The sequence below is a fragment of the Paracoccaceae bacterium Fryx2 genome (assembly GCA_032334235.1).
GTDB lineage: Bacteria > Pseudomonadota > Alphaproteobacteria > Rhodobacterales > Rhodobacteraceae > JAVSGI01.
Genome location: JAVSGI010000003.1, coordinates 620,846 through 644,170 on the forward strand (window position 1 = coordinate 620,846; position 23,325 = coordinate 644,170).

The following is a 23,325-nucleotide window of genomic DNA, read 5'->3' on the forward strand; positions in this document are numbered from 1 at the left end:
AGGGTGGAAGGGCATGGCAAGGACGGCATTGGTCACCGGGTCGGCGGGGTTCATTGGCTATCACCTGTGCCGGCGGCTGCTGGCCGAGGGCTGGCAGGTGGTCGGGCTGGACGGGATGACGGATTACTACGACGTGACGCTGAAGCAGCGCCGCCATGCCATGCTGTGCCAGTTTCCCGGCTTTGCGCGGCACGAGGGGCTGCTGGAGACGCCTGGGCTGGTGCGCGGGCTGATGGAACAGGCGCGGCCCGATGTGGTGGTGCATCTCGCGGCGCAGGCGGGGGTGCGCTATTCGATCGACGCGCCGCGGTCTTATGTCGAAGCCAACCTGATCGGCAGTTTCGAGGTGCTGGAGGCGGCGCGCGCCCTGCCGCCCGCCCATCTCTTGATGGCCTCGACCTCGTCGGTGTTCGGCGCCAACACCGCGATGCCCTACGCCGAGACCGACCGCGCCGACCACCAGATGTCGTTCTATGCCGCGACCAAGAAGGCGACCGAGGCGATGGCACATTCCTACGCCCACCTCTACGCGATCCCCACCACGATGTTCCGCTTCTTCACCGTCTATGGCCCCTGGGGGCGGCCCGACATGGCGCTGTTCAAGTTCGTCAAGGCGATCCTCGCGGGCGCGCCGATCGAGATCTACAACCACGGCGACATGCGGCGCGACTTCACCTATGTCGACGATCTGGTGGAGGGCATCGTCCGGCTGATCGACGCGGTGCCCGGCGCCAGCGCGGGCGACGCGGACAGCCTGTCGCCGGTCGCCCCCTGGCGGGTGGTGAACATCGGCAACGGCGCGCCGGTGCAGCTGATGGATTTCGTCACCGCGATCGAGGCGGCGCTGGGGATGGAGGCCAAGAAGACCTACCTGCCGATGCAGCCCGGCGACGTGCCCGCCACCTGGGCCGATGCCCGGCTGATCGAGGCGCTGGTCGGCCCCCTGCCCCGCACCGACATCCGCGACGGCGTGGCAAAGTTCGTCGCGTGGTATCGCGACTACTACCGGGCGTGACCTGACCCCGTGGTTTCTTCTTGGCCCAAATACCCACTCCGCCCTTGCCCCCGGGCGCAGGCGGAAGTCACAGCATCCCCGGCACCACCTGATCGGGCGGCCGGTGCCCGTCGGCGAAGGTCTTGATGTTGATGATGACCTTCTCGCCCATCTCGATCCGCCCCTCGACCGTGGCCGACCCCATGTGCGGCAACAGCACCACGTTGGGCAGGTCGCGCAGGCGGGTGTCGATTTCCGGGCCGCGCTCGAACACGTCGAGCCCCGCCCCGGCAATCTCGCGCGCCACGAGGCCGCGGGTCAGGGCGTTCTGGTCGATCACCTCGCCGCGCGAGGTGTTCACGATCAGCGCCGTGGGCTTCATCAGCTTCAGCCGCCGCGCGTTCATCAGGTGGAAGGTCGAGGGCGTGTGCGGGCAGTTGACCGAGATCACGTCCATCCGGCTGACCATCTGGTCAAGGCTTTCCCACCAGGTCGCCTCAAGGTCGGCTTCGGTTTCCGGGCGCAGGCGGCGGCGGTTGTGGTAGTGGATCTGCATCCCGAAGGCCCGCGCCCGCCGCGCCACCGCCTGGCCGATCCGCCCCATCCCCAGGATGCCCAGCCGCCGCCCGCCGATCCGCCCGCCAAGGTGTGCCATCGGCGACCAGCCCTCCCAATGCCCGGCCTGCATTTCCGCCAGCCCCTCGGGGATGCGCCGCGTCACGCCCAGAATCAGCGCCATCGTCATGTCGGCGGTATCCTCGGTCGCCACCCCCGGCGTGTTCGACACCAGAACGCCGCGGCTGCGCGCCGTCGCCACGTCGATATGGTCGACCCCCGCGCCGTAGTTGGCGATCAGCCGCAACCGCTCGCCTGCCTGCCCCAGCAGCCCCGCGTCGATCTGGTCGGTGACGCAGGGCACCAGCACATCGGCGCTGCGCATCGCCTGCGCCAGCTCGTCACGGGTCATCTTGGTGTCCGGGTCACGCAGTTCGACATCGAACAGCTCCTTCATCCGGGTCTCGACGACCTCGGGCAAACGTCGCGTGACGACAACACTCAGGCGTTCTGCGGGCATGAGCTTTCTCCCTGCACTTCCAAATCTGGCTCTTCGGTGGCAAGGTGACGCCAAGCGGGGTCATGCACAAGCCCCGGACGAAGATGACAACGGCAGGAACGGCGGTTTCCCGAGGGTTCGGGGACAGGAACGGGCGGGACAGAATGACACGGGCAGGTCACTGCAAGGCGCTGGCGGTGCTGGCGATGGCGGCATGGCTGGCGGGAACGCCTTTCGCTGCGGCGCAGCAAGGGCCGGAAGGGCCCGAGCCCGGCCCCGTCGGCATGAACGCCGTCGATGCCGCCGTGCTCGATGCGCTGGCCGCCCCGCCCGACGCCCCCTCCCCCGGCGTCACCCCCGCCGCGGTGACGCCGCGCAACCCCAACCAGGGCGCGGTGACCGGGCTGCCGCTGCCGCGCTATGTCTCGCTCAAGACAGGGGCGGGCAATGCCCGGCGCGGGCCGGGGCTGACCCATCGCATCGACTGGGTCTTCACCCGGGCCGGGATGCCGCTGCGCATCACCGCCGAATACGAACACTGGCGCCGGGTCGAGGATTCCGAGGGCGCCGGCGGCTGGGTGCATTATTCGCTGCTCTCGGGGGTGCGCTCGGTTCTGGTGGCGCGCGACATGGCCGAGTTCCTTGCACAGCCCGACGATGCCGCCGCCGTGGTGCTGAAGGCCGAGGCGGGCGTGATCGCGCATGTCATCGAATGCGGTGGCGACTGGTGCCGCCTGAATGTCGATGGCGAGAAGGGCTGGGTGCGCAAGAGCGCGCTCTGGGGCATCGGCCCCGACGAGGAGGTCGAGTGATCGCGCGCGACCCGCCGGGGCCGCGTCGCTTCACCGGCTGTTAACCCGTGTGGCACAAGATCGGCCCGGGGGGGATTCGACGGGCGAAAGGGCTTTCCCGATGGTGGAACACCGCAAACCGGCAGAGTTCGATCCGCTGCTCCTGGTTTCAGGCATGACCCGCGCGCTGGCGCTCGATCTGCCCGCCGCACTCGACAAGGGCCATCTTGCCCCCGCGAATGTCAGCCACATCCACAGGCGCTGCGCAGATTGCAGCGACCCCGATGCCTGCAAGACCCTGCTGGCGCTGGAACAGGGGCTCGAGGCGCCGCCGCACTACTGTTCGAACCGGCGCTTCCTGACCTTCCTGCGCTTTCACCTGCCGAAAGGCTGAAGCGGTCTACCCGGGGGCCGCGGGCTTCCGCATCGCGCACCCCGGCCACGGACGAGCCCGGAACCGGAATCGCGGGGGCACGGAACCGCGCGGCCACGGAAAACCCCGGCAGGATAACCCACGGTCCGGCAGCCGCGCCGCCACGGCCCCACCCGGCACGAAAAACAAGCGGTCCAGCGAATCGCGCCGCCCACGGCCCCACCCGTCCACGACTTCACACGCCCACGCCCACGGCCTCACCCGGCCACGGCTTCACACGCCCACGCTTGCGGCCTCACCCTGCCGCCGTTTCACACGCAGCACTGGGCAGCCATGCGGTCGGCCGACGAATGCTGCCGCGGCACCGGCCCCGGATCAGCCGCCCGGCACCGCGTCGCAGGGCCGCAGGGTGATCTGGCACCCACCCGACGACAGGCCGTCCAGATCGGCGTTGAATTCAGCGATGATCTCCTCGAACGGCTGGCCCGCGGAATCGCCCGTCATGTGGCCATCGGCCAGCAGCGTCACCTCGAACCCGATCTCCACCGCGCGACGACACGACGCGTCGATGCAGAAATCGGTGGCAAAGCCGCCGACGATCAGGTGATCGACCGAAGACGATCCCAGAATGTGCACCAGCGTGGTGTTGTGAAAGCTGTCCCAGGTGTCCTTCTGCACCACCGCCTCGCCGGGCTGCGGTGCCAGATCGCTGCGCAGCTGCCAGCCCGCGCTGCCGGTCGCCAGCGGTTCGCCCGGGCCCTCGTTGTGCTGCACGAAGACCACCGGGATGCCCTGCGCGCGGGCGCGCGCCAGCACCCCCTGAAGGCGCCCGATCAGCGCCGTCTGCGCCCGGTCCACCAGCGGCTGGCGCGCGGGTGTGGCGGAACCGTCAAGCACCCCGGTCTGGACATCGATCAGCAACAGCGCGGTCGTCATGGCAAAGCTCCCGTTCCTGCCGGAAGGTCGCGGTCCGGCGGGCGGGATCATGGCAGGTGCGGGGTTGCGGCGTCAAGTCGGCGGCCCCGCGACAAAAGGTTGACAAACCCTTGCCGTTTCTGGTTTTTTAAATGCAGAACAAAGGCTTGCGCTGCATTTCACGCGTGAAACCTCAGGCCACCCGCGCCGGAACCCGTCGTTCCAGCCAGCGGAACGCCAGCACCAGCACCCCGGCGATCGCCATGTAGACCACCGCCAGCAGCAACAGCGGCTCGTAGACGATGAAGGTATCCTGCCGGACCCGGCTTGCCACCGAATAGATGTCCACCACCGTGATCGTCGCGACCAGCGGCGTCGCCTTCAGCTGCAACACCGTCTCGCCCCCCAGCGTCGGCAGGGCGCGGTGAATGGCCTGCGGCAGCCAGATCCGCCGCAGGATGGTGAACCGCGGCATCCCCATCGCCCGCGCGGCCTCAAGCTGCCCCTTCGGCACCGACTTGAAGGCCCCCCGCATCACCTCGCCCTCATACCCCGCGAAAGACAGCGTCAGCGCCAGCACCGCATAGGGCCAGGCCTGCCGCAGGATCGGCCAGAACTCGCTCTCCCGGATCCAGGGAAACTGCGGAAACAGCGACCCCAGCCCGAAATACAGCAGCCAAAGCTGCAACAGCAGCGGCGTGCCCCGGATCACCGAACAGAACACCCGCGCCGGGGCGGCCAGAAACCACGGCCCCACCGCCTGCGCGAGGCCCAGCGGAATCGCCAGCAGCATCCCCAGCGTGGTCGTCACCGCCAGAATCCAGATCGTGCGCCAGATGCCCTGCCCGATCAGCGGCAGGTATTTCGGCAGCCAGTCCCAGCGCAGCGACAGCGCGCACCAGATCACCACCCCCGCCGCCACGGCCAGCATGACAATCCGGTGCGGCTGCCAGAACCCGGTCATCGCCCGCCCTGCCCCAGATCGGGCTGGCCGCGCCGCGACCAGCGTTCCAGCCGCCCGAAGATCAGGCCCGACCCCAGCGACAGCGTCAGATACAGCGCCCCGGCCGCCATGAAGAAGGTGAAATACGCCTTGGTCGCCCCCGCCGCCTGCCGGGTTTCCTGGGTCAGCTCGCCAAATCCGACCACGGCCAGCAGCGCGGTATCCTTGGTGGCGACCAGCCACAGGTTGGCAAGGCCGGGCAGCGCGAAGGACAGCATCGCAGGCAGCGTGATCCGCCGCGCCAGCAGGAAGGGCGGCATCCCCATCGCGCGCGCGGCCTCCACCTGCCCCGCGGGCACCGCCAATATCGCGCCGCGCAGCACCTCGGTCGCATAGGCGCCCTGCACCACGCCCAGCACCGCGATGCCCGCCACAAGCCCGGAAAGCTGCACCCGTGGATAGCCGAGCGCGAGAAGGATCTGGTTCACCGCATCGGTGCCCGCGTAATACAGGATCAATATCAGCACCAGTTCCGGCACGGCGCGGACCACGGTGGTATAGATCGCCAGCAGATCACGCAGCACCGGCCCGCCGTAAAGCTTGCCATAGGCGCCGAAGGTCCCGATCAGCAGGCCGAGGCCGAAGGCGCCAGAGGCGATCAGGACCGAGTTCCACAACCCGCGCAGCAGGTTCGCCCCCCAGCCGGGGGGCGAATAGGCCAGCAGGTCCAGCGTTGAGGCCGCAGCAACGGCCCCGAGCGCCGCCAGCATGACGGATCAGCCGCCGTAGATCGACGAGGCGAAATAGGGCTTCGAGATCGTCTCGTAGGTGCCATCGGCGATCACCTTGGCAATGCCCTCGTTGAACTTGGCCTTCAGCGCGTCGTCGCCCTTGCGCAGGCCGACGCCGACCCCGAGGCCGAGGATGTCGGTATCGCCCGCCACCGCGCCCTTGCTTTCGCAGCAGGCCATGCCGGTTTCGGTGGCAAGGAAGGCATCGAGCGCGATGCTGTCGGCCTGCGTCGCGTCGATCCGGCCCGCGACCAGATCCTGGTTGGCCTCGTCCTGGGTCTGGTAGATCTTGACCTCGGCGGCGGTGCCCGCGAAATGCTTCTGGACGTAAGCCTCGTGCACGGTCGAAACCTGCACGCCGATGATCTTGCCCGCCAGACCTTCGGGCGTGGGGGCGATGTCGCCGCCCCTGGCGGCCACGATCACGGTCGGCGTGTCGTAATACTTGTCGGAAAAGTCGATGGTCTGCATCCGCTCGGCGGTGATCGACATCGAGGCCATGATGGCGTCGATCTGCCCGCCGGTCAGCGACGGGATGATGCCGTCCCAGGAAACCGGCGTGACCACGCATTCCATGGCGGCGGCGGCGCAGACGGCGTTGATCATGTCCACCTCCCAGCCGACCCAGTTGCCGGACGCATCGGGGCTGGCAAAGGGCGGATAGGGTTCGGCCGCGATGCCGACCTTGACGGGTTCGGCAAGGGCGGCGGTGCCGAGCGCCAGCGTCGCGGCAATGGTCAGAAGCGTGTTTTTCATGGGGAAGCCTTTCTGTTGGTGCTTTTTCCGGGTTGGGTCCCGGATTTCAGGAAACCGATTTCAGGAACTGCCGCAGCCGGTCGGATTTCGGCGCGCCGAACAGCGCCTCGGGCGGGCCTTCCTCCTCGATGACGCCGTTGTGCAGGTAGATGACATGGCTTGCCACCTCGCGCGCGAACTTCATCTCGTGGGTCACGAGGATCATGGTGCGCCCCTCGGCGGCCAGATCGCGGATCACCCCCAGCACCTCGCCCACCAGTTCGGGGTCGAGTGCCGAGGTCGGCTCGTCGAACAGCATGGCGCGGGGCTCGATGGCCAGCGCGCGGGCGATGGCGGCGCGCTGCTGCTGGCCGCCCGACAGGAACGCGGGATAGACATGCGCCTTTTCCGCCAGCCCGACCCGCGCCAGCAGCTTTTCGGCACGCGCCACGGCCTCGGCGCGCGGGGTGCCCAGCACATGCACCGGAACCTCGATCAGGTTTTCCAGGATGGTCTTGTGGGTCCACAGGTTGAACTGCTGGAACACCATGCCCAGGCGGCGGCGGGCGTGTTCGATCTGGCGGCGGTTGGCGGGGCTGCCGTCGGCGCGCAGCGCGATTTCCTCGCCCGCGATCACGATCCGACCCGAGGTCGGGGTTTCCAGAAAGTTGATGCAGCGCAGCATGGTCGACTTGCCCGACCCCGAGCCGCCGATGATCGCCACCACGTCGCCTTCGTTCGCGCAGAGCGACACGCCCTTGAGAACCTCCAGCCGCCCGAAGGACTTGCGCAGGTTTTCAATCCGGATCGCCTCGGGGGCGGCGGGGTGCGGGCTCCGGGCGGGAAGGCGGGGGGCGGGAAGGCGGGGGGCGGGAAGGCGGGGGGCGGGAAGGCGGGGGGCGGGTTCTGGCATCAAGTCTCCGGTGCAAGGGCCCTTGCAGTAAGGCGCGACGGTGCTAGTTATGCAAGCGTATAATTGTGGATCGGGGCGGTGACTGGCGAGGCGATGACTGGCGAGCGGCGGAAATTCAGGCGCGAGGGCGAGGAACGGCGGCGCGATGCGCTGATTGCCGCCGCCCTTGATCTGGTCGCAGAGGGCGGGCCGGGGGCCGCGACGGTGCGCGCGATTGCCGACCGGGCGGGCGTGACGCCGGGGCTGATCCGGCACTATTTCCAGACCAAGGAAGACCTCACCCGCGCCGCCTACCGCGCCGTGATGGACCGCATGACCGGAGCCAACCTGCAGGTGCTGGAGGTGGCCCCCCCCGGCCCCGAGGCGCGGCTGGCGGCCTTCGTCGCCGCCTCGCTGCGCGCCCCGGTGATGGATCCTGCCGCGATGGGGCTGTGGGCCGGGTTCATCCACCTGGTGCGGCGCGACCCGGCGATGGCCGAGATTCACCGCACCACCTATCTGCACTACCGCGACCAGTTGCAGGCCCTGATCGCCGCCCTGCCCCGCCCCGCCGATGCCGCAACCCTGCGGGCGCAGGCAATTGCCTGCAACGGGGTGATCGACGGGCTGTGGCTGGAAGGCTCGGCCCTGCCCGACGCCTTCGGCCCGGACGAGCTGGCGCAGATCGGGGTTGGTGCGGTCGGGGCGATTCTGGGGCTTGATCTGGGGGCGCATCTGCCGCAAAGCCCCGCGCCTGAAACCGACCTTGAGGACCGCGCATGAAATACGCCGCCATCACCGAACGCCTTGCCGGACTGGGCGGCACCAAATGGGAAATCCATGCGCTGGCGCGGGCGCTGAAATCCGAGGGCCGCCCGCTGATCGAGCTGACCATCGGCGAGCCCGACGTGCCGACCCCGCCCGAGCTCATGGAGATTGCCACCCGCGCGATGGAGGACGGGCGCACCGGCTATTCCAACGGGCGCGGCGAGCCGGGGCTGCTGCGGGCGCTGGCGGCACGCTATTCCGTGCGGCGCGGGCGGCGGATCGGGGCCGACCAGGTGATGTGCTTCCCGGGCACCCAGACCACGCTGTTCGCGGTGCTGAACGCCCTGGCGCAGGCTGGCGACGAGGTGCTGCTGGGCGACCCGATGTATGCCACCTACGAAGGGCTGGTGGCCGCCAGCGGCGCGCAGCTGGTGCGCGTGCCGCTGCGCCCCGAGCACGGCTTCCGGATGCAGGCCGAGGATCTGGCGGCGCGCATCACCCCCCGCAGCCGCGTGATCTTCCTCAACTCGCCGCACAACCCGACCGGGGCGGTGCTGCGCCCGGCGGATCTGGAGGCGATCGGGCGGCTGGCGCTGGCGCATGACCTGTGGATCGTCTGCGACGAGGTCTACGAGGATCTCGTGTTCGAGGGCACGCAGTTCACCTCGCCGCTGGAACTGCCCGCCTTGGCGGACCGGGTGATCGTGGCCTCGTCGATCTCGAAATCGCACGCGGCACCCGGCTTCCGCTCGGGCTGGTGCGTCGGCCCGGCCGAGTTCTGCACCCGGCTGCTGCCCCTGTCGGAAACCATGCTGTTCGGCAACCAGCCCTTCATCGCCGACATGACGGCGGCGGCGGTCTCGGCGCCCTCGCCGGTGGCGGCCGGGATGGTGGCGCGGTTCAAGGCCCGCGCTTCGCTGATCGCGGCGCGGCTGGACGGGGTGGCGGGCCTGCGGGTGCACCAGCCCGAGGCCGGGATGTTCGCGCTGATCGACGTGCGCGCCACCGGGCTGTCGGGCGAGGCCTTCGCGCTGGGCCTCTTGGAACAGGGCGGGGTGGCGGTGATGCCGGGCGAAAGCTTCGGCACGGAACTTGGCGGCTGGCTGCGCGTGGCGCTGACCCAGCCCGACGGGCAGACCGCCGAGGCCTGCCGGCGGATCGCGGCCCATGCCCGGCAGGTGCAGGGACTCGCGGCATGACCTCGGTCGGCGAGGCGCTCGTGGCGGGACTTAGGGCGCGCGGCGTCGAGGTGGTGTTCGGCATCCCCGGCGTCCACACGGTCGAGCTTTACCGGAGCCTGCCGGGGTCCGGCATCCGCCATGTCACCGGGCGGCACGAACAGGGCGCGGCCTTCATGGCCGACGGCTATGCGCGGGTGTCGGGCAAGCCCGGCGTGGCCTTCGTGATCACCGGGCCGGGCCTGACCAACGCGCTGACCGCGATGGCGCAGGCGCGGGCGGATTCGATCCCGATGCTGGTGGTCTCGGGCGTGAACCGGCGCGACAGCCTCGGGCGCGGGCTGGGGCTCTTGCACGAACTGCCCGATCAGGCGGCGATGGTGGCGGCCCTGTGCCCGACTTTCCGGGTAGATGCACCCGAGGCGCTGGCGGGCGCGCTCGACGCTGCTTTTGCCGCGCTGACAAGCGGCCGCCCCGGCCCGGTGCATCTGGAGGTGCCGACTGACGTGATGCCGCTGCCCTGCGCGCCCCTGCCGCCGCCCGCCGTTCCCGCCCCGCCGCCCCTGCCCGACATGGCCGAGGCGGCCCGCCGCCTGAACGCCGCCCGCCGCGTGGTCATTCTGGCCGGTGGCGGTGCCCGGGCGGCAGGCCCCGCCTTGCAGGCATTGGCCGAGCGGCTCGACGCGCCGGTGGTGCAGACCGCGAACGCGCGCGGCCTGATGCACTGCCACCCGCTCGGCGTGCCCGCCAGCCCCAGCCTTCACGCGGTGCGGACGCTGATTGCCGGGGCGGACCAGCTGCTGGCAATCGGCACCGAAATCGGCTCGACCGACTACGACATGTATGTGCGGGGCGGCCTGCCCGACCTGTCCGGCATGATCCGGATCGACCTCTGCGCCGCGCAACTCGCCCGCCACCCCGCCGCCCTGACGCTGCTGGCCGAGGCGGGCGCGGCCCTTGCCGCCTTGCTGCCACTGACAGCCGCGCAGTCGGGCGACGGCCGGGCCCGCGCCGCCACCGCCCGAACCGCCGCCCGTGCCGAACTGCCCCCCCCGATGCAGGCGCAACTGGCGATGCTGGAGGCGATGCGCGACACGGTTCCCGGCGCGATCATCGTCGGCGACAGCACGCAGCCGGTCTATGCCGGGAACCTTTTCCACGACCACGACCGCCCCGGCGGTTGGTTCAACGCGGCGACCGGCTACGGCGCTCTGGGCTTTGCCCCCGGCGCAGCCGTCGGCGCCGCAATGGCCGCCCCCGGCACGCCGGTGATCTGTCTGATCGGCGATGGTGGCCTGCAGTTCAGCCCCGGCGAGCTGCGCACCGCGGTCGACGAGGCCCTGCCGATAACCTTCGTCGTCTGGAACAACGCCGGTTTCCGCGAAATCGCCGAAGCCATGGCCGACGCGGGCGCACAGGTCCTGGGCTGCACCCCCAGCCCGCTGAAGCTCGCCCCCTTCGCCGCCGCCTGCGACCTGCCCTTCGCCTCGATCCCCCCCGACCCCGCCGCCCTGCGCGCCGCCCTTGCCCCCGCTTCGGCAGGGCCACGTATGATCGAAGTCCGCGTGCCCTGACCTTCCCCTTTCTTCTGTTCTCAAATATCCCCGCCGGAGGCTCCCGCCCCCACCGCCGGAGCCTCCGGCGGGGATATTTGAGCAAGGTGAATGCGCAAGGCGGGGCCAGAGACCGCCACTTCCGTTTTCCCCCCATCCGCGCCATAAGCGGGGCTTGTTGGCGGGGGTGATCCATGACGACCCAGATGGAAGCGATAGCCGGTGTGCAACGCGAGCGCCTTGACGCGCTGGCGGCGCGCGAGGCGCGGCGCTATGCGGGCACGCGGCCGCAGACCAGGGTGGCGCTGGCGGCCGGGGCCGGGGCCTGGCTTGGCGGCGTGCCGATGCACTGGATGAAGGACTGGCCGATGCCCTTCCCGATGCTGGTGGCGCAAGCGAAAGGCGCGCGGCTGACCGACATCGACGGTTACGGGGTGGACGATTTCTGTCTGGGCGACACCGGCGCCATGTTCGGCCATTCGCCGCCCGCCGTGGCGCGCGCCATCCGGGCCCAGGCACGGCGCGGCCTGACCACCATGCTGCCCGACGAGAATGCGCTGGAGGCCGGGCGGCTGCTGGGCAAGCGGTTCGGGCCGTTCCAGTGGCAGATCGCCACCACCGCCACCGATGCCAACCGCTTTGCGCTGCGCGTGGCGCGGGCGGTGACCGGGCGGCCGAAGGTGCTGGTGTTCAACGGCTGCTATCACGGCACGGTGGACGAGACGATGGTGATGCTGCAAGGCGGGCGCACCGTAGGCCGCCCCGGTCTGATCGGGCAGGTGGCCGATCTTGGCCTGACCGCCATCGCGGTCGAGTTCAACGATCTTGCGGGCGTCGAGGCCGCGCTGGCGACCGGCGAGGTGGCCGCGATCCTGACCGAGCCGGTCATGACCAATTCCTGCATGGTGCTGCCCGAGGCCGGGTTTCACGACGGGCTGCGCACGCTCAGCCGCCACCATGGCGCACTGCTGGTCCTTGACGAGACACATACCATTTCCAGCGGCCTTGGCGGCTATGCAAAGGTCCACAGCCTGACGCCCGACATGCTGGTGGTCGGCAAATGCGTGGCGGGGGGCGTGCCTGCCGCCGTCTGGGGGGTGAACCCGGATGTGGCGGCGCGGCTGGCGGCCTATGACGCGGGACGGCCTTCCGGCCATTCCGGCATGGGCACCACGCTGTCGGGCAACCCGATGCAGTTCGCCTGCCTGCGCGCGACGCTGGCCGAGGTGATGACCGAAGACGCCTATGCCCACATGGAAAAGGGTGCGTTGCGGCTGTCGGCGGGCCTTGCGCGCACCATCGACGCCCACCGCGCGCCCTGGCATGTGGTGCGGGTCGGCGCGCGGGTCGAGTTCATCTGCGCCCCCGGCCCCCTGCGCAACGGCGCCGAAGCCGCACTCGCGCACCAGCCCGAACTGGAGGCCGCGATTCATGTCGCCCTGCTGAACCGGGGCTGCCTGATCGCGCCGTTCCACAACATGATGCTGGTGTCGCCCGTCACGAAAAAGCGGCAGATCGACCGCCTGATTGCCGCCTTTGACGAAATCCTGACAGACTTGTTCGATTGAGACAGACATGACCGACATGCAAAGCCCCTCGGGGTCGACGATTGCCGAGGCCGAAGCCTTTCTGGCCACCCATCCCGAAATCGAGGCGTTCGACATCGTGCTGCACGATGCCAATGGCATCGGGCGCGGCAAGATCATCCGGCGGCACGAGCTGCTCGGCTTCTACAAGGGCGGGCGGCACCTGCCGATCTCGATCCTGGGGCTCGACATCTGCGGCGAGGATGTCCACGAGACCGGGCTGATCTGGGATCAGGGCGATGGCGACCTGCGGGCCTGGCCGATCCCGGGCACGCTGGTGCCGCTGCATGGCACCGCTCCGCCGCGCGGCGAGGTGTTCATGAGCATGTATGATCTCGACGGCGCGCCGATGCCGTCCGACCCGCGGCACGCGTTGCAGGCGCAGGTCGATGCCATGGCGGCAGAGGGCCTGCACCCGGCCGGGGCGTTCGAGCTGGAGTTCTTCCTGCTGGCCAACGACCGGGGACCGGACGGGAAGGTGCAGCCCGCGCGCGACGTGCTGGACGGCCGTGCCAGCCACCGGACCGAGGTCTATTCGGTCGATCACCTGCACGGGATGCTGCCGCTGTTTTCCGACATCTACGCCGGGGCGGCCAAGGCCGGGATCAGGGCCGAGACGATGATCTCGGAATATGCCCCCGGCCAATATGAACTGACGCTGCACTACCGCGCCGACGTGATGCAGGCCGCCGACGACCTGATGCGGCTGAAGCGCATCGTGCGGGCGCAGGCGCGCAGCCACGGCGTGACGGCGTGTTTCATGGCCAAGCCGGTGGAAGCCTATGCCGGGTCGGGGATGCACTTCCACGTCTCGCTGCTGGACGGGGACGGGCGCAACGTGTTTGTCGAGGCGGTCGAGGGGCAATGGTCGCCCACCATCCTGCACGCGCTGGGCGGCTTGCGCGCCACGATGGGGGAATCGATGCTGGTCTTCGCGCCGCACGCCAATTCCTGGCGGCGCTTTGCCGCGCAATCCTATGCGCCGGTCAGCCCGACCTGGGGGGTCAACAACCGCTCGGTCGCGCTGCGCATCCCCGCGGGCGACATCGTCGCGCGGCGGATCGAGCATCGCCCGGCGGGGGTGGATGCCAACCCCTATCTGGTGGCGGCAACCGTGCTGGCGGGCATCCGGCACGGGCTGGCGGGGCGCATCGACCCCGGCCCGGAAACCACCGGCAACGGGTATGCCGACGCACAGGACGCGCCGCCGATTCCGGTGGACTGGCGCGGCGCCATCGTCGCGGCGCAGGGGTCGGCGTTCCTGAAAAGCGCGCTGGGGCCGGAAATGCACCGCACCTTCACCGCAATCAAGGCGGCGGAATATGCACGGGTGGCGCGCACGGTGTCGGAGGTCGATTTCGACCTTTACCTGCACACGGTCTGAAACCGCAGGGCGCCGGGCCGGTCTCGCGTCGCGGGCGTTCGCAGCCCGCCGGGGGCCGGTCTCGCGTCGCGGGCTATCCTGACCCGCTCAAGCCAGTTTCGTGTCGCGGGCGATCATGGCGGCATGGGTGCGGTTGCGGGCGTTGAGCTTGCGCGACAGGGTCTTGACGTGCAGCTTCACCGTGACCTCCTGCAGGTCGAGGTCGCGCGCGATTTCCTTGTTCGACTTGCCTTCGCAGATGCCGCGCAGCACGTCGGTCTCGCGCCGGGTCAGCTGGTTCGGGCCATCGCCGGGCACCGGGGCCGCCTGCAACAGGCCGAACGGCGCGAAGATGTCGCCCACAACCATACGGCGAATCGCCTGCACCATGGCGCGCGAGGCCATGGCCTTGGGCACGAACCCCGAGGCCCCGGCGCGGATCGCCGCTTCACCGAGTTCAAGCGAGTTGCTGCCCGAGATCACCGCAACCGGGCGGCCGTAGGACAGGGCGCGGGCACGGGCGATGCCCTCGAGGCCGTTCATCCCGGGCATGTCGTAATCAAGCAAGACAAGGTCGAAACGCTGGCGGCGCATCGCGTCAAGCGCCTCGATCAGCGAGGCGGCCATGATGACGGTGTCGAAGCCCTCTGCCATCAGGAAGGCGCCGATCGTCTCGCGCACCAGATCGTGATCGTCGGCGATCAGGATGTTCATGCCGCCTCCGCCCGTGATGTCCTCAGCACTGGTCACGATCACCTTTCCTCGGATGTGGGCAAGGTATCACGCCCGCGGGGTCGCGGCAGTCCGAGACCGACAAGGGGCAACCCCCGGGCGTCACCCAAGCGGGCCGGGGCACCCGGACGTGTGGCACTGGATCGGCGGGGAAACCTGCGCTAGCCTCGCGCCATGACAAAAGAGGCCGGCCGACGATGACCATCCCCCTCCGGGTCCGGGCGGATAAGCCCGAAGGCACGATGCGGATCACCACGGTGTCGGCGCTGCTGACTATGTCCGTGCTGCTGATCGTGCTGGTGATGGTGATGCTGGCGCTGGACGTGCGGCGGCGGCTGGATGCGCTGGACACCACCGCCGCCGACAACGTGCAGTGGGCGCTGATCCAGACCGAAGTGGAACTGCTGCGGCTGCAGACGGAACTGCTTGCGGCACGGGTGTCGCCGGATGCGCCGCTGGACATGCTGCGCCTGCGGTTCGACGTGCTGTTCGGCCGGGCCGAGATGCTGCGGGAAAGCCGGCTTTACGGCCCGTTGCTGGGCGGCCGCGACTATGCGGCCCAGGTGGACAGCCTGCACGCCTTCATCGGCGCGACGGTGCCGCTGATCGACGGGCCGGATGCGGAACTGCGCGCTGCCCTGCCCGGCCTGACGCTGGCGGTTCCGCCGATCTACGCTGCGGTGCGCGACATGACGCTGCGCGCGACGGTCGAGATTTCCGCCGCCGCCGATTCTCTGCGCGCGGCGATTTCCGACACGCTGCACCGGCTGGCCGCGCTGACGCTGCTGCTGGTGGCGGCGCTGAGCGTGCTGGCGGTGGCATTGTTCAGCCTTTACCGGCGGGCCGGGGCGCAAGCCGAGGAAAACCGCCGCACCGGCGAGCGGCTGCAGACGATCATCTCCACATCGGCCGATGCGATCATCGTCACCGACAGCCACGCGCGGATCACCGAGTTCAACCCCGCCGCCGAGAGCATCTTCGGCCATGCGCGCGCGGCCGTGGTCGGCAGGGACGCGATGGCGGTGCTGTTTCCCGATGACGTGGCGACCACCCAGCGCGCCCGAGTCGCCGCCGTCCTGCCGCGGATGGCCGGGCGGACCGGCGGGCCGCTGCGGCTGGAACTGGACGCCCGGCGCGCCGACGGCACGCGTTTTCCGATGGAGGTTTCACTGGCCATCGCCCCCGAGTCGGCCGAGGCGGGAAAGAGCGGCATCATCGTGGCCTTTCTGCGCGACATCCTCGACCGCCGCCGCGCCGAGGCGGCCCTGACCGAGGCGCTGGGGCGCGCCCAGGCGGGCGAAAAGGCGCGGGCGGATTTCATGGCGGTGATGAGCCACGAGATGCGAACCCCGCTGAACGGCCTGATCGGTTCGGTGGTGCTGCTGGCCGACACCGGGCTCGACTCGCGGCAGCGCAAGCTGCTCGGGGTGCTGGAAACCACCGGGCAGATCCTGCTTGACCATGTGAACTCGGTGCTGGACGTGGCGCGCGCCGAGGCGGGCGACAACTCGCCGGCGCGGCAGAGCACCGATCTTGACCGCCTGATAGAGGATTGCGTGGCCAATCAGGCCGGTGTCGCCGCCGTGGCGGGCAACCGGGTACAGATCAGGGCCCTGTCCGGCCCGATCGGCTGGGTCCGTTGCGACCCGTCGCGGCTGCGCCAGATCGTGCTGAACCTGCTGGGCAATGCGGTGAAATTCACCCGGGACGGCGAGATCACGGTGGAAACCGAAGTTCTGCCGGGCGCCGACAAGGCCGGGCAGGTCGTCGAGTTCCGGTTCATCGACACCGGCATCGGCATCCCCGAACACCAGATCGCCCGCATCTTCGAGGATTTCGTCATGCTGAGCACCGGCTACGACCGGGCCACCGGCGGCACCGGTCTGGGCCTTGGCATCGCGCGGCGGCTGGCGATCTCGATGGGGGGCGAAATCGGGGCGGAAAGCGAACCGGGGGCGGGCAGCCTGTTCTGGCTGCGCCTGCCGCTGCCCGCCGCACCCGCCCCCACCCTGCCCGCGCCGCCCCTTCCCCAACCCGTCGCCCGCCCGGCCCGGCTTCTGTCGGTGCTGGTGATCGAGGACAACGACATCAACCGCTTCGTGCTGCGCGGCTATCTGGAAAGCGCGGGGCACCATGTCGATGAAGCCGCCGACGGGCTGACCGGCCTTGCCCGGGCTGCCGCGCAGTGCTTCGACGTGATCGTGACCGACATCGGGATGCCGGGGCTGGACGGGTTCGAGGTCTGCCGCCGCATCCGCAGCGGCGGCGGCCGGTCGGCCCGTGCCCGCATCCTGGCCCTGACCGCCCATGTCCTGCCCGAGGCGCAGGCGCATTTCGATGCCGCAGGCATGAATGCCCGCCTGACCAAGCCGGTGTCGCGCCCCGTCCTGCTGGCCGCCCTGCAGGGCGAGGCCTGGCCCGGCCCTCCCCCGCCAGACGCGCCGCACCACGCCACGGCAGGCCACGGGCTGCTGCCGGGGCATATCGACCGGCTGGCAGAACAGGTCGGGGCCGCCACGCTGGCCCGGCTGATCGGGCGGATGCTGGACGAGGGCGAGACGGTGCTGGCCCGGCTGGCGGAACTGGCCGCCGACGAGTCGGCCCCCGGCGCCCCCGAAACCGCCGCCGCCCTTTGCCACAAGCTTGCCGGATCAGCAGGAACCTTCGGTGCCGCGACGCTGAATGCCCATCTGAACGCCTGTGAAACCGCGATTCACCGCGGCGAGGACTGGGGCGAGGCCGTGTCTGGCATCGCCCCGCTGTGGCGCAGGACGGCCGAGGCCCTGGCCCGGGATGTCGAACGGCTGACGCCGGGGGCCGACTGACGGCGGATGACCGGCCACGGGGCCTATGCGTCGCCCGGCACGCCGTAGGACGGCGCCCCGGTCGGGTCCAGCGCCCGCTGGACATAGGCCGCCATCTGCGGCTGATACACCTGCCACGCCAGCGCCACCGCCTCGATCGGGCAGGCATCGGGCGACCAGTCGCAGCGCAGGTCGGCCACCGGCCAGGGCAGGCGGTCGACGATCTGCATCCCGGCCGAATGCACCGGCCCGGCCTCGCCCCCGGCATCGCGCCCCGCCCGCAGGGCGGTGATCAGCCGGTCGCCGAAGCTGCCCGCAGCGGCAAGATATGCCGCGACCATCGCCTGCGGCACCAGATCGCTGCCCAGCAGGTTGCCGCCCGATACCACCCCCGGCGCCCGCGCCTCGCTCCACAGCCCCAGCACCCGTGCGCCGGAATGCACCGCCACGCCGCCCGTGGCATCGACCACCAGCACCTGTCGCCACCCGGAATGCAACCGCCCGTCAAGCACCCGCGCCAGTGCGCCCGCCGCCCCGTCCCCCGCCTGCAGCGCATCCAGCACCAGCGCCCCCAGCGCCGGATCGGTGACATTCTGGCTGGCCACCCCCCCGACCCCCGCCCGCAAATGCACGCAGCGCGCCGCCACCGCGGGCGAGGAGGATGCGATCACCATGCCGAACCGGCCGGATTGCGGACAACGGGCAACGAGCGAGAAGGTCATGGGGCAGTCCTTTGCGGAAAGCTGTGCGTGGTCACAGGGTCTGAGTATCACTTCCGGACGGTTTGAAAACGCAGGAGAGGGCTTGGCGGTGCAAGCCCCTCGGATGCGGATCTGCGCGGGACCGCGGGCAACGGGTGCCCGGCGATTTCGGGCGGGGGCGACCTGCGGTCTGCGGATGCCGGCAGGGGCGGTGCGGCTGGCGCCGGTCGTCGCCGCCATGGTCGGCGCGGGCCTGTGTGCCCGGGCGGCCCTGGCGGGCGGGCTGCGCCGGCCTGCGACGCCGCGCCACAGCGGGCGGAACGCCGCCGGCCGGGCCCCGCGCCAGAAACCCCGACTCCGCCATATGCCTATAATGTCTTGCGCCACCTTGGCCCCGTGCTATCCTTTTCGGGTTTCCGCGAAGGGGTGCGTTCATGTCTTCAGGCAGCATCACGATTCTTGTCGGCACGACGAAAGGCGCCTTCCTGATTTGCGGCGACGATGACCGCGGCGGCTGGGCGGTGAAGGGCCCCTTCTGCGACGGCTGGCCGATCAACCATGTCATCGGCGACCCGGTCAGCGGGGTGCTCTGGGCCGGTGGCGGCGGCGACTGGCACGGCGCGGGCGTCTGGCGGTCGGAGGACGGCGGCGAAAGCTGGCAGGTCACGCGGCTGACCGGGGGCCAGATCGACCAATGGGCGGCCAACGATCCCGATTTCGCCGCCATGGTGGGCTGGACCGACAGCGCCCTGCCCTTCGCAACCGATTTTTCGCAGATCTGGTCGCTGCACCACGCCCGGGGCAAGCTCTACGCCGGGACGAAACCGGCGACCCTGCTGCAAAGCGAGGATGGCGGGCAGAGCTGGGTCCGGCTCGACAGCCTGACCGATCACCCCTCGGCCTCCAGCTGGAACCCCGGGGGTGCGGGGCTGGTGCTGCACACCATCGTCAGCGATCCGGCCGATCCGCGCAAGCTGTGGCTTGCCATTTCGGCGGCGGGCGTGTTCGCCTCGGAAGATGGCGGCGCGACATGGGAACGGCGCAACCGGCTTTCCAATACCGGGGCCTGCGCCCACGGCGACCATCCGGCCGGCGCCCGTGACGGCGAAACCGGGCATTGCGTGCACAACATGGTGCGGGCACCCGGGGCGGAGGATCTGCTTTACCAGCAGAACCACCACGGCGTCTGGCGGTCTTCGGATGGCGGGCGCAGCTGGGAAAACATCACCGGGGGCCTGCCCTCGACCTTCGGCTTTCCGATCCTGGTGCATCCGCGCGACCCCGGCACGGTCTGGACGCTGCCGCTGAACGGCGACACGGCGGGGCGGTTTCCGCCCGATGCCGCGGCGGCAGTCTGGCGGTCGCGCGATGGCGGGCAAAGCTGGCAGGCGCTGCGCGAGGGCCTGCCGCAGGAGGCGTGCTTCTTCACCGTGCTGCGTCAGGCCATGGCGGGGGATGCGCGCGCCCCGGCGGGGGTGTATTTCGGCACCAACAGCGGGTCGGTGTTCGCCAGCAGCGACGAGGGCGACACCTGGCAGGACGTGGCCCGCCACCTGCCGACGATCCTTTCGGTCGAGGTGCTGGATCGCGGCGCCCTCGCCTGACGGGCCGCGCGCGGCCTTACCACCAGCCGAACAGCAGGCCCCAGCAGCCCAGCGGGGGCAGCAGGGCCGCCGCGACCGCGCCGGTCGCGGCGACCCGGCGCCATGGCGGGGCGACGCTCTGGCGGGCGATCTGCCAGGCCAGCACCAGCGACCCGGCAACCGCCAGCCCCGCCACGGCAAGGCGGAGGCCCGTGACAGCCGCCAGCCCCTCGGCGCGCAGCAGCGTCACCGTCAGGTCCGACAGGCCAAGGATCAGGCCGCAGGCGGCAACCGGGATCAGGCTTTGCGCCAGATGGTGAAAGCGCGGCCAGCTCCACCGCCCCAGTATCCGTGTCGCCAGCGCCAGCGGCAGGGCCACCAGCAGCGACAGCAGCGCCGCGCCGCCTGCAAGCCAGGCCGACAGCGCCAGACCATCGGCCACCGTTGCCCCCCCGGGCCACCCCGGGCGGCTGGCCAGCACCCACCACGGCAGGGCGGTTTCGCGCAGGTCGCGCAGCCCGACCTCTGCCAGACCCTGCGGCACGGCCTGCCTCAGCGCCGCGAACCAAGGGCTTGTGCCCCACAGGAAGGCCGCCGTCGCAAGGCCGATCATGCCCGCGATGATCAGCAGGCTGTCCCATCCGGTCGCGGTGCGCGCCCCGGCGGTCACGATCTCGGACCCCGGCAGGCGCGGGGCAAGGGTGACCGCGTCGCGGAACCCGGCGCAGCGGCCGCACATGTGGCAGGGCGCGGCGCTTTCCATGGTGCGGACCGGCACCATCGGCTCGCAGTTGAAGCGCATCAGGCGGGCGCGGTCGGGGGCGCAGGCATCCCACGCCCGGGCGTCCACCGCGAAATGCACCGGCGCCAGCCTGGCCAGCAGCCCGAACACCCCGTTCACCGGGCACAGGTAGCGGCACCAGACCCGCTTCTCCCGCCCGTAAAGATACCCTGTCAGCACGGCGGCAAGGGTCGATGCGCCAAGAATCAGCAAGGTTGCCTGCGGAACGTGGTAGACCGAGATCATCTGGCCATAGACCGTCGTCAGCGCGAAGGCCGCGAAGGGCCAGCCCGGCCAGCGCAGCCAGTGCGGAATAGCCCGCCCCCGGCCGTGGCGCGAGGCAAAGGCGGTCAGCGCGCCCTCGGGGCAGAAGATGCCGCACCACAGCCGGCCGAACAGCAGCACCGACAGCAGCACGCCGGGCCACCACAGGCCCCAGAAAACGAACTGCGCGAACAGGGTCAGGTTCGACCAGACCCGTGCCGTCGCACCCGGCAGGGGCAGCAGGGCGGGCACGACCAGCAGCACGGCATAGACCGCGACGACAGCCCATTGCGCCCACCAGAGCGGGCGCTGGTGGGCGCGCAGCCAGAGGCCCAGCGTTTGCAGGCGCAGGCTGCGGGTCGGCGCCATGTGGGGCACGTCCGGCGGCAGGCGCCGCTGTGGCAGGCGGCGCACCGGCGCGGCCTGCGATGGCAGATCGGGCGCCATCACCGCCCCCCCGCCCCGCCGTTGGTCGCGAAAGACCGGCGCGGGGCGGCGGCGGTGGCAAGGTGGCGAGGCATGGCGCGTCCTGTGCAGGGTGGCTCCGGCGTCCTGCGGACAGGTTCCGGGTGGCGGCTCGGACCCTCATACCCAAGCGATTCAATCAGATAACCGTGGCAAGGGGCCGCAAGCAGATGCTGCGGGGTCTTGCGCGACGCGGCGGGCAGGGTAGGGCCGCCGCCACGGCGTGCGCTGACCGGCACCGGATGGCCCGTTCACCGGCCCCGGGCGGGGCGAGATGCCGGGCATCAAGCGCATCTCGGGCCCCGTCTCAGGCTCCCGTCTCTGGCCCCGTCTCAGGCCCCGTCTCAGGCCCCCGTCTCGGGCCCCCGTCTCAGGCCCCCGTCTCAGGCCCCCGTCTCAGGCCCCCGTCTCAGGCCCCCGTCTCGGGCCCCCGTCTCAGGCCCCCGTCTCAGGCCCCCGTCTCGGGCCCCGTGTCGGAAACCTCGGCGGCCTCGCGCGAACGCTCGACCAAGGCGCGCAGGCGATCCCGCAGCCTGACGCGGTGACGCGGCAGACCGGCCCGGCCGCGCAGGGCCTTTCCGGCAGTGCCCGGGCACTGTCTGGCCAGACGCGGCAATTGCAGGAAACCGCCGCCTCCGTCCGGATGGCAGACGCCCCCGCGCCGCAGGTCATGGCCCCGCAGCGCAGGCTTGCGGTGGTGCGGCAGGGCACGGCCCGGGCGACGACCGCACCGGATAAATGTTTCTCTGGCCCCGCGTCTCGGGTAAACCGGCGGACAGGCCCTGCCCCCCGGCCGAAGCCGCAGGTCAACCCGGAAAGGACACCGCCATGCCCGTCGAGAAGGTCGAGACGCTGATCATCGGGGGCGGACAGGCCGGGCTGGCGATGAGCGGGCATCTGGGCCGGCAGGGCGTGCCGCACCTGATCGTCGAACGGCACCGCATTGCCGAACGCTGGCGCACCGAACGCTGGGATTCGCTGGTCGCCAACGGCCCGGCCTGGCACGACCGCTTTCCCGCGATGGCCTTTCCCGGCATCGACCCCGACAGTTTCGCCGGCAAGCAGGACATCGTCGATTACCTCACCGCCTATGCCGCCTTGATCGCGGCCCCGGTGCGCGAGGGGGTCGAGGTCCGGTCGCTGCGGGGCAGGCCCGGCGGGCCGGGCTTTCTGGCCGAAACCCCGCAGGGGTCGATCGAGGCCGACACCGTGGTGGTGGCCACCGGGCCGTTCCAGCGCCCGGTGATTCCGGCCGTGGTGCCAGAGTCGGCGGGGCTGATGCAGGTCCATTCCTCGGGCTATCGCAATCCGGGCCAGTTGCCCGAGGGCGCGGTGCTGGTCGTCGGCGCCGGATCTTCCGGGGCGCAGATTGCCGACGAACTGTTGCGGGCGGGCAGGCGCGTCTATCTGTCTGTCGGGCCGCACGACCGGCCGCCCCGGCGCTATCGCGGCAGGGATTTCGTCTGGTGGCTGGGGGCGCTGGGCCATTGGGATGCCAGAACCCGCGAGCCGGGCATGGAGCATGTGACGATCTCGGTCAGCGGCGCGCATGGCGGCCATACCGTCGATTTCCGCAGGCTGGCCGCACGGGGCATCACGCTGGTCGGCCGGGCGGCAAGCGTCAGCGAGGGCGTGATGCAGTTCGCGCCCGATCTGGCACAGACCATCGCGCGGGGGGATGCGAACTACCTTTCGGTGCTGGACGAGGCCGACGCCCATGTGGCGCGGCACGGGCTTGACCTGCCGGAAGACCCCGATGCCCGCCGGATCGAGCCCGACCCCGACTGCCTGCGCCATCCGCTGCTGGAACTGGATCTGGCGGCGGCCGGTGTGACCGCCATCGTCTGGGCCACGGGCTTTGCGCTGGATTTCGGCTGGTTGCAGGTCGATGCCTTCGACGCGATGGGCAGGCCCGCCCATCAGCGCGGCGTGTCGGATGTGCCGGGGCTTTACTTCCTCGGGCTGCCCTGGCTGTCGCGGCGGGCGTCGCCCTTCATCTGGGGCGTGTGGCACGATGCCGAATATCTGGCGGACCATATCGCGGCGCGGCGCTGAGCAT

At 70.5% G+C, this 23,325-nt stretch carries 20 protein-coding genes; 11 read left to right on the plus strand and 9 right to left on the minus strand.

The features are described 5' to 3' along the window. The first annotated feature begins 13 nt into the window (after window positions 1-13). Window positions 14-1,015, plus strand: a complete 1,002-nt coding sequence (locus RNZ50_03965; protein MDT8854204.1) for an NAD-dependent epimerase/dehydratase family protein — start codon at window positions 14-16, stop codon at window positions 1,013-1,015. Between the two features lie 67 nt (window positions 1,016-1,082). Here the strand turns inward: RNZ50_03965 and RNZ50_03970 are convergent, their stop codons facing one another. After that, window positions 1,083-2,069: a D-glycerate dehydrogenase gene (locus tag RNZ50_03970; protein ID MDT8854205.1), complete on the minus strand. Its 987-nt coding sequence runs from the start codon at window positions 2,067-2,069 to the stop codon at window positions 1,083-1,085. A 143-nt stretch (window positions 2,070-2,212) separates the two neighbouring features. Here RNZ50_03970 and RNZ50_03975 point away from each other — a divergent pair, with 143 nt between their 5' ends. Beyond that, window positions 2,213-2,860, plus strand: a complete 648-nt coding sequence (locus tag RNZ50_03975; GenBank protein ID MDT8854206.1) for an SH3 domain-containing protein — start codon at window positions 2,213-2,215, stop codon at window positions 2,858-2,860. Between the two features lie 100 nt (window positions 2,861-2,960). Then, window positions 2,961-3,233, plus strand: a complete 273-nt coding sequence (locus tag RNZ50_03980; GenBank protein ID MDT8854207.1) for a DUF6455 family protein — start codon at window positions 2,961-2,963, stop codon at window positions 3,231-3,233. A gap of 354 nt (window positions 3,234-3,587) precedes the next feature. Here the strand turns inward: RNZ50_03980 and RNZ50_03985 are convergent, their stop codons facing one another. The 5 genes from RNZ50_03985 to RNZ50_04005 form a co-directional block, all read right to left on the minus strand. Further along, a complete protein-coding gene (locus tag RNZ50_03985; GenBank protein ID MDT8854208.1) occupies window positions 3,588-4,148 on the minus strand; it encodes an isochorismatase family protein in 561 nt (186 codons plus the stop codon). 172 nt (window positions 4,149-4,320) lie between these two features. Next, complete coding sequence (locus RNZ50_03990) at window positions 4,321-5,091, minus strand: ABC transporter permease (GenBank protein MDT8854209.1); 771 nt, start codon at window positions 5,089-5,091, stop codon at window positions 4,321-4,323. Continuing rightward, complete coding sequence (locus tag RNZ50_03995; protein MDT8854210.1) at window positions 5,088-5,840, minus strand: ABC transporter permease subunit; 753 nt, start codon at window positions 5,838-5,840, stop codon at window positions 5,088-5,090. Before RNZ50_03995 ends, RNZ50_03990 begins: the two co-directional genes overlap by 4 nt. Before the next feature lie 6 nt (window positions 5,841-5,846). Continuing rightward, complete coding sequence (locus tag RNZ50_04000) at window positions 5,847-6,617, minus strand: transporter substrate-binding domain-containing protein (protein MDT8854211.1); 771 nt, start codon at window positions 6,615-6,617, stop codon at window positions 5,847-5,849. Window positions 6,618-6,663: 46 nt separating this feature from the next. Beyond that, window positions 6,664-7,509, minus strand: a complete 846-nt coding sequence (locus RNZ50_04005) for an ATP-binding cassette domain-containing protein (protein ID MDT8854212.1) — start codon at window positions 7,507-7,509, stop codon at window positions 6,664-6,666. A 78-nt stretch (window positions 7,510-7,587) separates the two neighbouring features. On the opposite strand from RNZ50_04005, the gene RNZ50_04010 reads away from it, so the two are divergent. The 5 genes from RNZ50_04010 (at window position 7,588) to RNZ50_04030 (ending at window position 13,957) form a co-directional block, all read left to right on the plus strand. Continuing rightward, window positions 7,588-8,271 carry a TetR family transcriptional regulator C-terminal domain-containing protein gene (locus tag RNZ50_04010; GenBank protein ID MDT8854213.1) on the plus strand — a complete coding sequence of 228 codons (684 nt, stop codon included), beginning with the start codon at window positions 7,588-7,590 and terminating at the stop codon, window positions 8,269-8,271. Next, the gene (locus RNZ50_04015) at window positions 8,268-9,455 is read left to right on the plus strand and encodes a pyridoxal phosphate-dependent aminotransferase (protein ID MDT8854214.1); all 1,188 of its coding nucleotides are present in this window, start codon (window positions 8,268-8,270) and stop codon (window positions 9,453-9,455) included. Before RNZ50_04010 ends, RNZ50_04015 begins: the two co-directional genes overlap by 4 nt. Further along, on the plus strand, window positions 9,452-11,008 hold the full coding sequence (locus RNZ50_04020) for a 5-guanidino-2-oxopentanoate decarboxylase (GenBank protein MDT8854215.1): 1,557 nt from the start codon (window positions 9,452-9,454) through the stop codon (window positions 11,006-11,008). The genes RNZ50_04015 and RNZ50_04020 overlap by 4 nt, the downstream gene beginning before the upstream one ends. Window positions 11,009-11,181: 173 nt before the next feature. Continuing rightward, on the plus strand, window positions 11,182-12,555 hold the full coding sequence (locus tag RNZ50_04025) for an aspartate aminotransferase family protein (protein MDT8854216.1): 1,374 nt from the start codon (window positions 11,182-11,184) through the stop codon (window positions 12,553-12,555). Window positions 12,556-12,562: 7 nt separating this feature from the next. Beyond that, window positions 12,563-13,957, plus strand: coding sequence for a glutamine synthetase family protein (locus tag RNZ50_04030; protein MDT8854217.1), 1,395 nt, complete (start codon window positions 12,563-12,565; stop codon window positions 13,955-13,957). Between the two features lie 87 nt (window positions 13,958-14,044). Here RNZ50_04030 and RNZ50_04035 read toward each other — a convergent pair whose 3' ends face one another. Next, window positions 14,045-14,686, minus strand: a complete 642-nt coding sequence (locus RNZ50_04035) for a response regulator transcription factor (protein ID MDT8854218.1) — start codon at window positions 14,684-14,686, stop codon at window positions 14,045-14,047. 179 nt (window positions 14,687-14,865) lie between these two features. Between RNZ50_04035 and RNZ50_04040 the strand changes: the two genes are divergently transcribed. After that, window positions 14,866-17,493, plus strand: a complete 2,628-nt coding sequence (locus RNZ50_04040; protein MDT8854219.1) for an ATP-binding protein — start codon at window positions 14,866-14,868, stop codon at window positions 17,491-17,493. A 23-nt stretch (window positions 17,494-17,516) separates the two neighbouring features. On the opposite strand, the gene RNZ50_04045 is transcribed toward RNZ50_04040, so the two are convergent. Continuing rightward, window positions 17,517-18,194, minus strand: a complete 678-nt coding sequence (locus RNZ50_04045) for a DUF1028 domain-containing protein (protein ID MDT8854220.1) — start codon at window positions 18,192-18,194, stop codon at window positions 17,517-17,519. A 413-nt stretch (window positions 18,195-18,607) separates the two neighbouring features. On the opposite strand from RNZ50_04045, the gene RNZ50_04050 reads away from it, so the two are divergent. Continuing rightward, window positions 18,608-19,777 carry an exo-alpha-sialidase gene (locus tag RNZ50_04050; GenBank protein ID MDT8854221.1) on the plus strand — a complete coding sequence of 390 codons (1,170 nt, stop codon included), beginning with the start codon at window positions 18,608-18,610 and terminating at the stop codon, window positions 19,775-19,777. Between the two features lie 16 nt (window positions 19,778-19,793). Here the strand turns inward: RNZ50_04050 and RNZ50_04055 are convergent, their stop codons facing one another. Then, complete coding sequence (locus RNZ50_04055; GenBank protein ID MDT8854222.1) at window positions 19,794-21,248, minus strand: 4Fe-4S binding protein; 1,455 nt, start codon at window positions 21,246-21,248, stop codon at window positions 19,794-19,796. Between the two features lie 846 nt (window positions 21,249-22,094). Here RNZ50_04055 and RNZ50_04060 point away from each other — a divergent pair. Then, window positions 22,095-23,321 carry an NAD(P)/FAD-dependent oxidoreductase gene (locus tag RNZ50_04060; GenBank protein ID MDT8854223.1) on the plus strand — a complete coding sequence of 409 codons (1,227 nt, stop codon included), beginning with the start codon at window positions 22,095-22,097 and terminating at the stop codon, window positions 23,319-23,321. Window positions 23,322-23,325: the final 4 nt, after the last annotated feature.

Bases quoted from the DNA above. Each gene is read 5' to 3' on its own strand.
- RNZ50_04015 (MDT8854214.1), top strand. From the start codon at position 8,268: ATGAAATACGCCGCCATCACCGAACGCCTTGCCGGACTGGGCGGCACC.
- RNZ50_04045 (MDT8854220.1), bottom strand. From the start codon at position 18,194: ATGACCTTCTCGCTCGTTGCCCGTTGTCCGCAATCCGGCCGGTTCGGC.
- RNZ50_04005 (MDT8854212.1), bottom strand. From the start codon at position 7,509: ATGCCAGAACCCGCCCCCCGCCTTCCCGCCCCCCGCCTTCCCGCCCCC.
- RNZ50_04060 (MDT8854223.1), top strand. From the start codon at position 22,095: ATGCCCGTCGAGAAGGTCGAGACGCTGATCATCGGGGGCGGACAGGCC.
- RNZ50_03965 (MDT8854204.1), top strand. From the start codon at position 14: ATGGCAAGGACGGCATTGGTCACCGGGTCGGCGGGGTTCATTGGCTAT.
- RNZ50_04000 (MDT8854211.1), bottom strand. From the start codon at position 6,617: ATGAAAAACACGCTTCTGACCATTGCCGCGACGCTGGCGCTCGGCACC.
- RNZ50_04025 (MDT8854216.1), top strand. From the start codon at position 11,182: ATGACGACCCAGATGGAAGCGATAGCCGGTGTGCAACGCGAGCGCCTT.
- RNZ50_03985 (MDT8854208.1), bottom strand. From the start codon at position 4,148: ATGACGACCGCGCTGTTGCTGATCGATGTCCAGACCGGGGTGCTTGAC.
- RNZ50_03995 (MDT8854210.1), bottom strand. From the start codon at position 5,840: ATGCTGGCGGCGCTCGGGGCCGTTGCTGCGGCCTCAACGCTGGACCTG.
- RNZ50_04050 (MDT8854221.1), top strand. From the start codon at position 18,608: ATGTCTTCAGGCAGCATCACGATTCTTGTCGGCACGACGAAAGGCGCC.
- RNZ50_04055 (MDT8854222.1), bottom strand. From the start codon at position 21,248: ATGGCGCCCGATCTGCCATCGCAGGCCGCGCCGGTGCGCCGCCTGCCA.
- RNZ50_03980 (MDT8854207.1), top strand. From the start codon at position 2,961: ATGGTGGAACACCGCAAACCGGCAGAGTTCGATCCGCTGCTCCTGGTT.
- RNZ50_03990 (MDT8854209.1), bottom strand. From the start codon at position 5,091: ATGACCGGGTTCTGGCAGCCGCACCGGATTGTCATGCTGGCCGTGGCG.
- RNZ50_03975 (MDT8854206.1), top strand. From the start codon at position 2,213: ATGACACGGGCAGGTCACTGCAAGGCGCTGGCGGTGCTGGCGATGGCG.
- RNZ50_03970 (MDT8854205.1), bottom strand. From the start codon at position 2,069: ATGCCCGCAGAACGCCTGAGTGTTGTCGTCACGCGACGTTTGCCCGAG.
- RNZ50_04020 (MDT8854215.1), top strand. From the start codon at position 9,452: ATGACCTCGGTCGGCGAGGCGCTCGTGGCGGGACTTAGGGCGCGCGGC.
- RNZ50_04030 (MDT8854217.1), top strand. From the start codon at position 12,563: ATGACCGACATGCAAAGCCCCTCGGGGTCGACGATTGCCGAGGCCGAA.
- RNZ50_04040 (MDT8854219.1), top strand. From the start codon at position 14,866: ATGACCATCCCCCTCCGGGTCCGGGCGGATAAGCCCGAAGGCACGATG.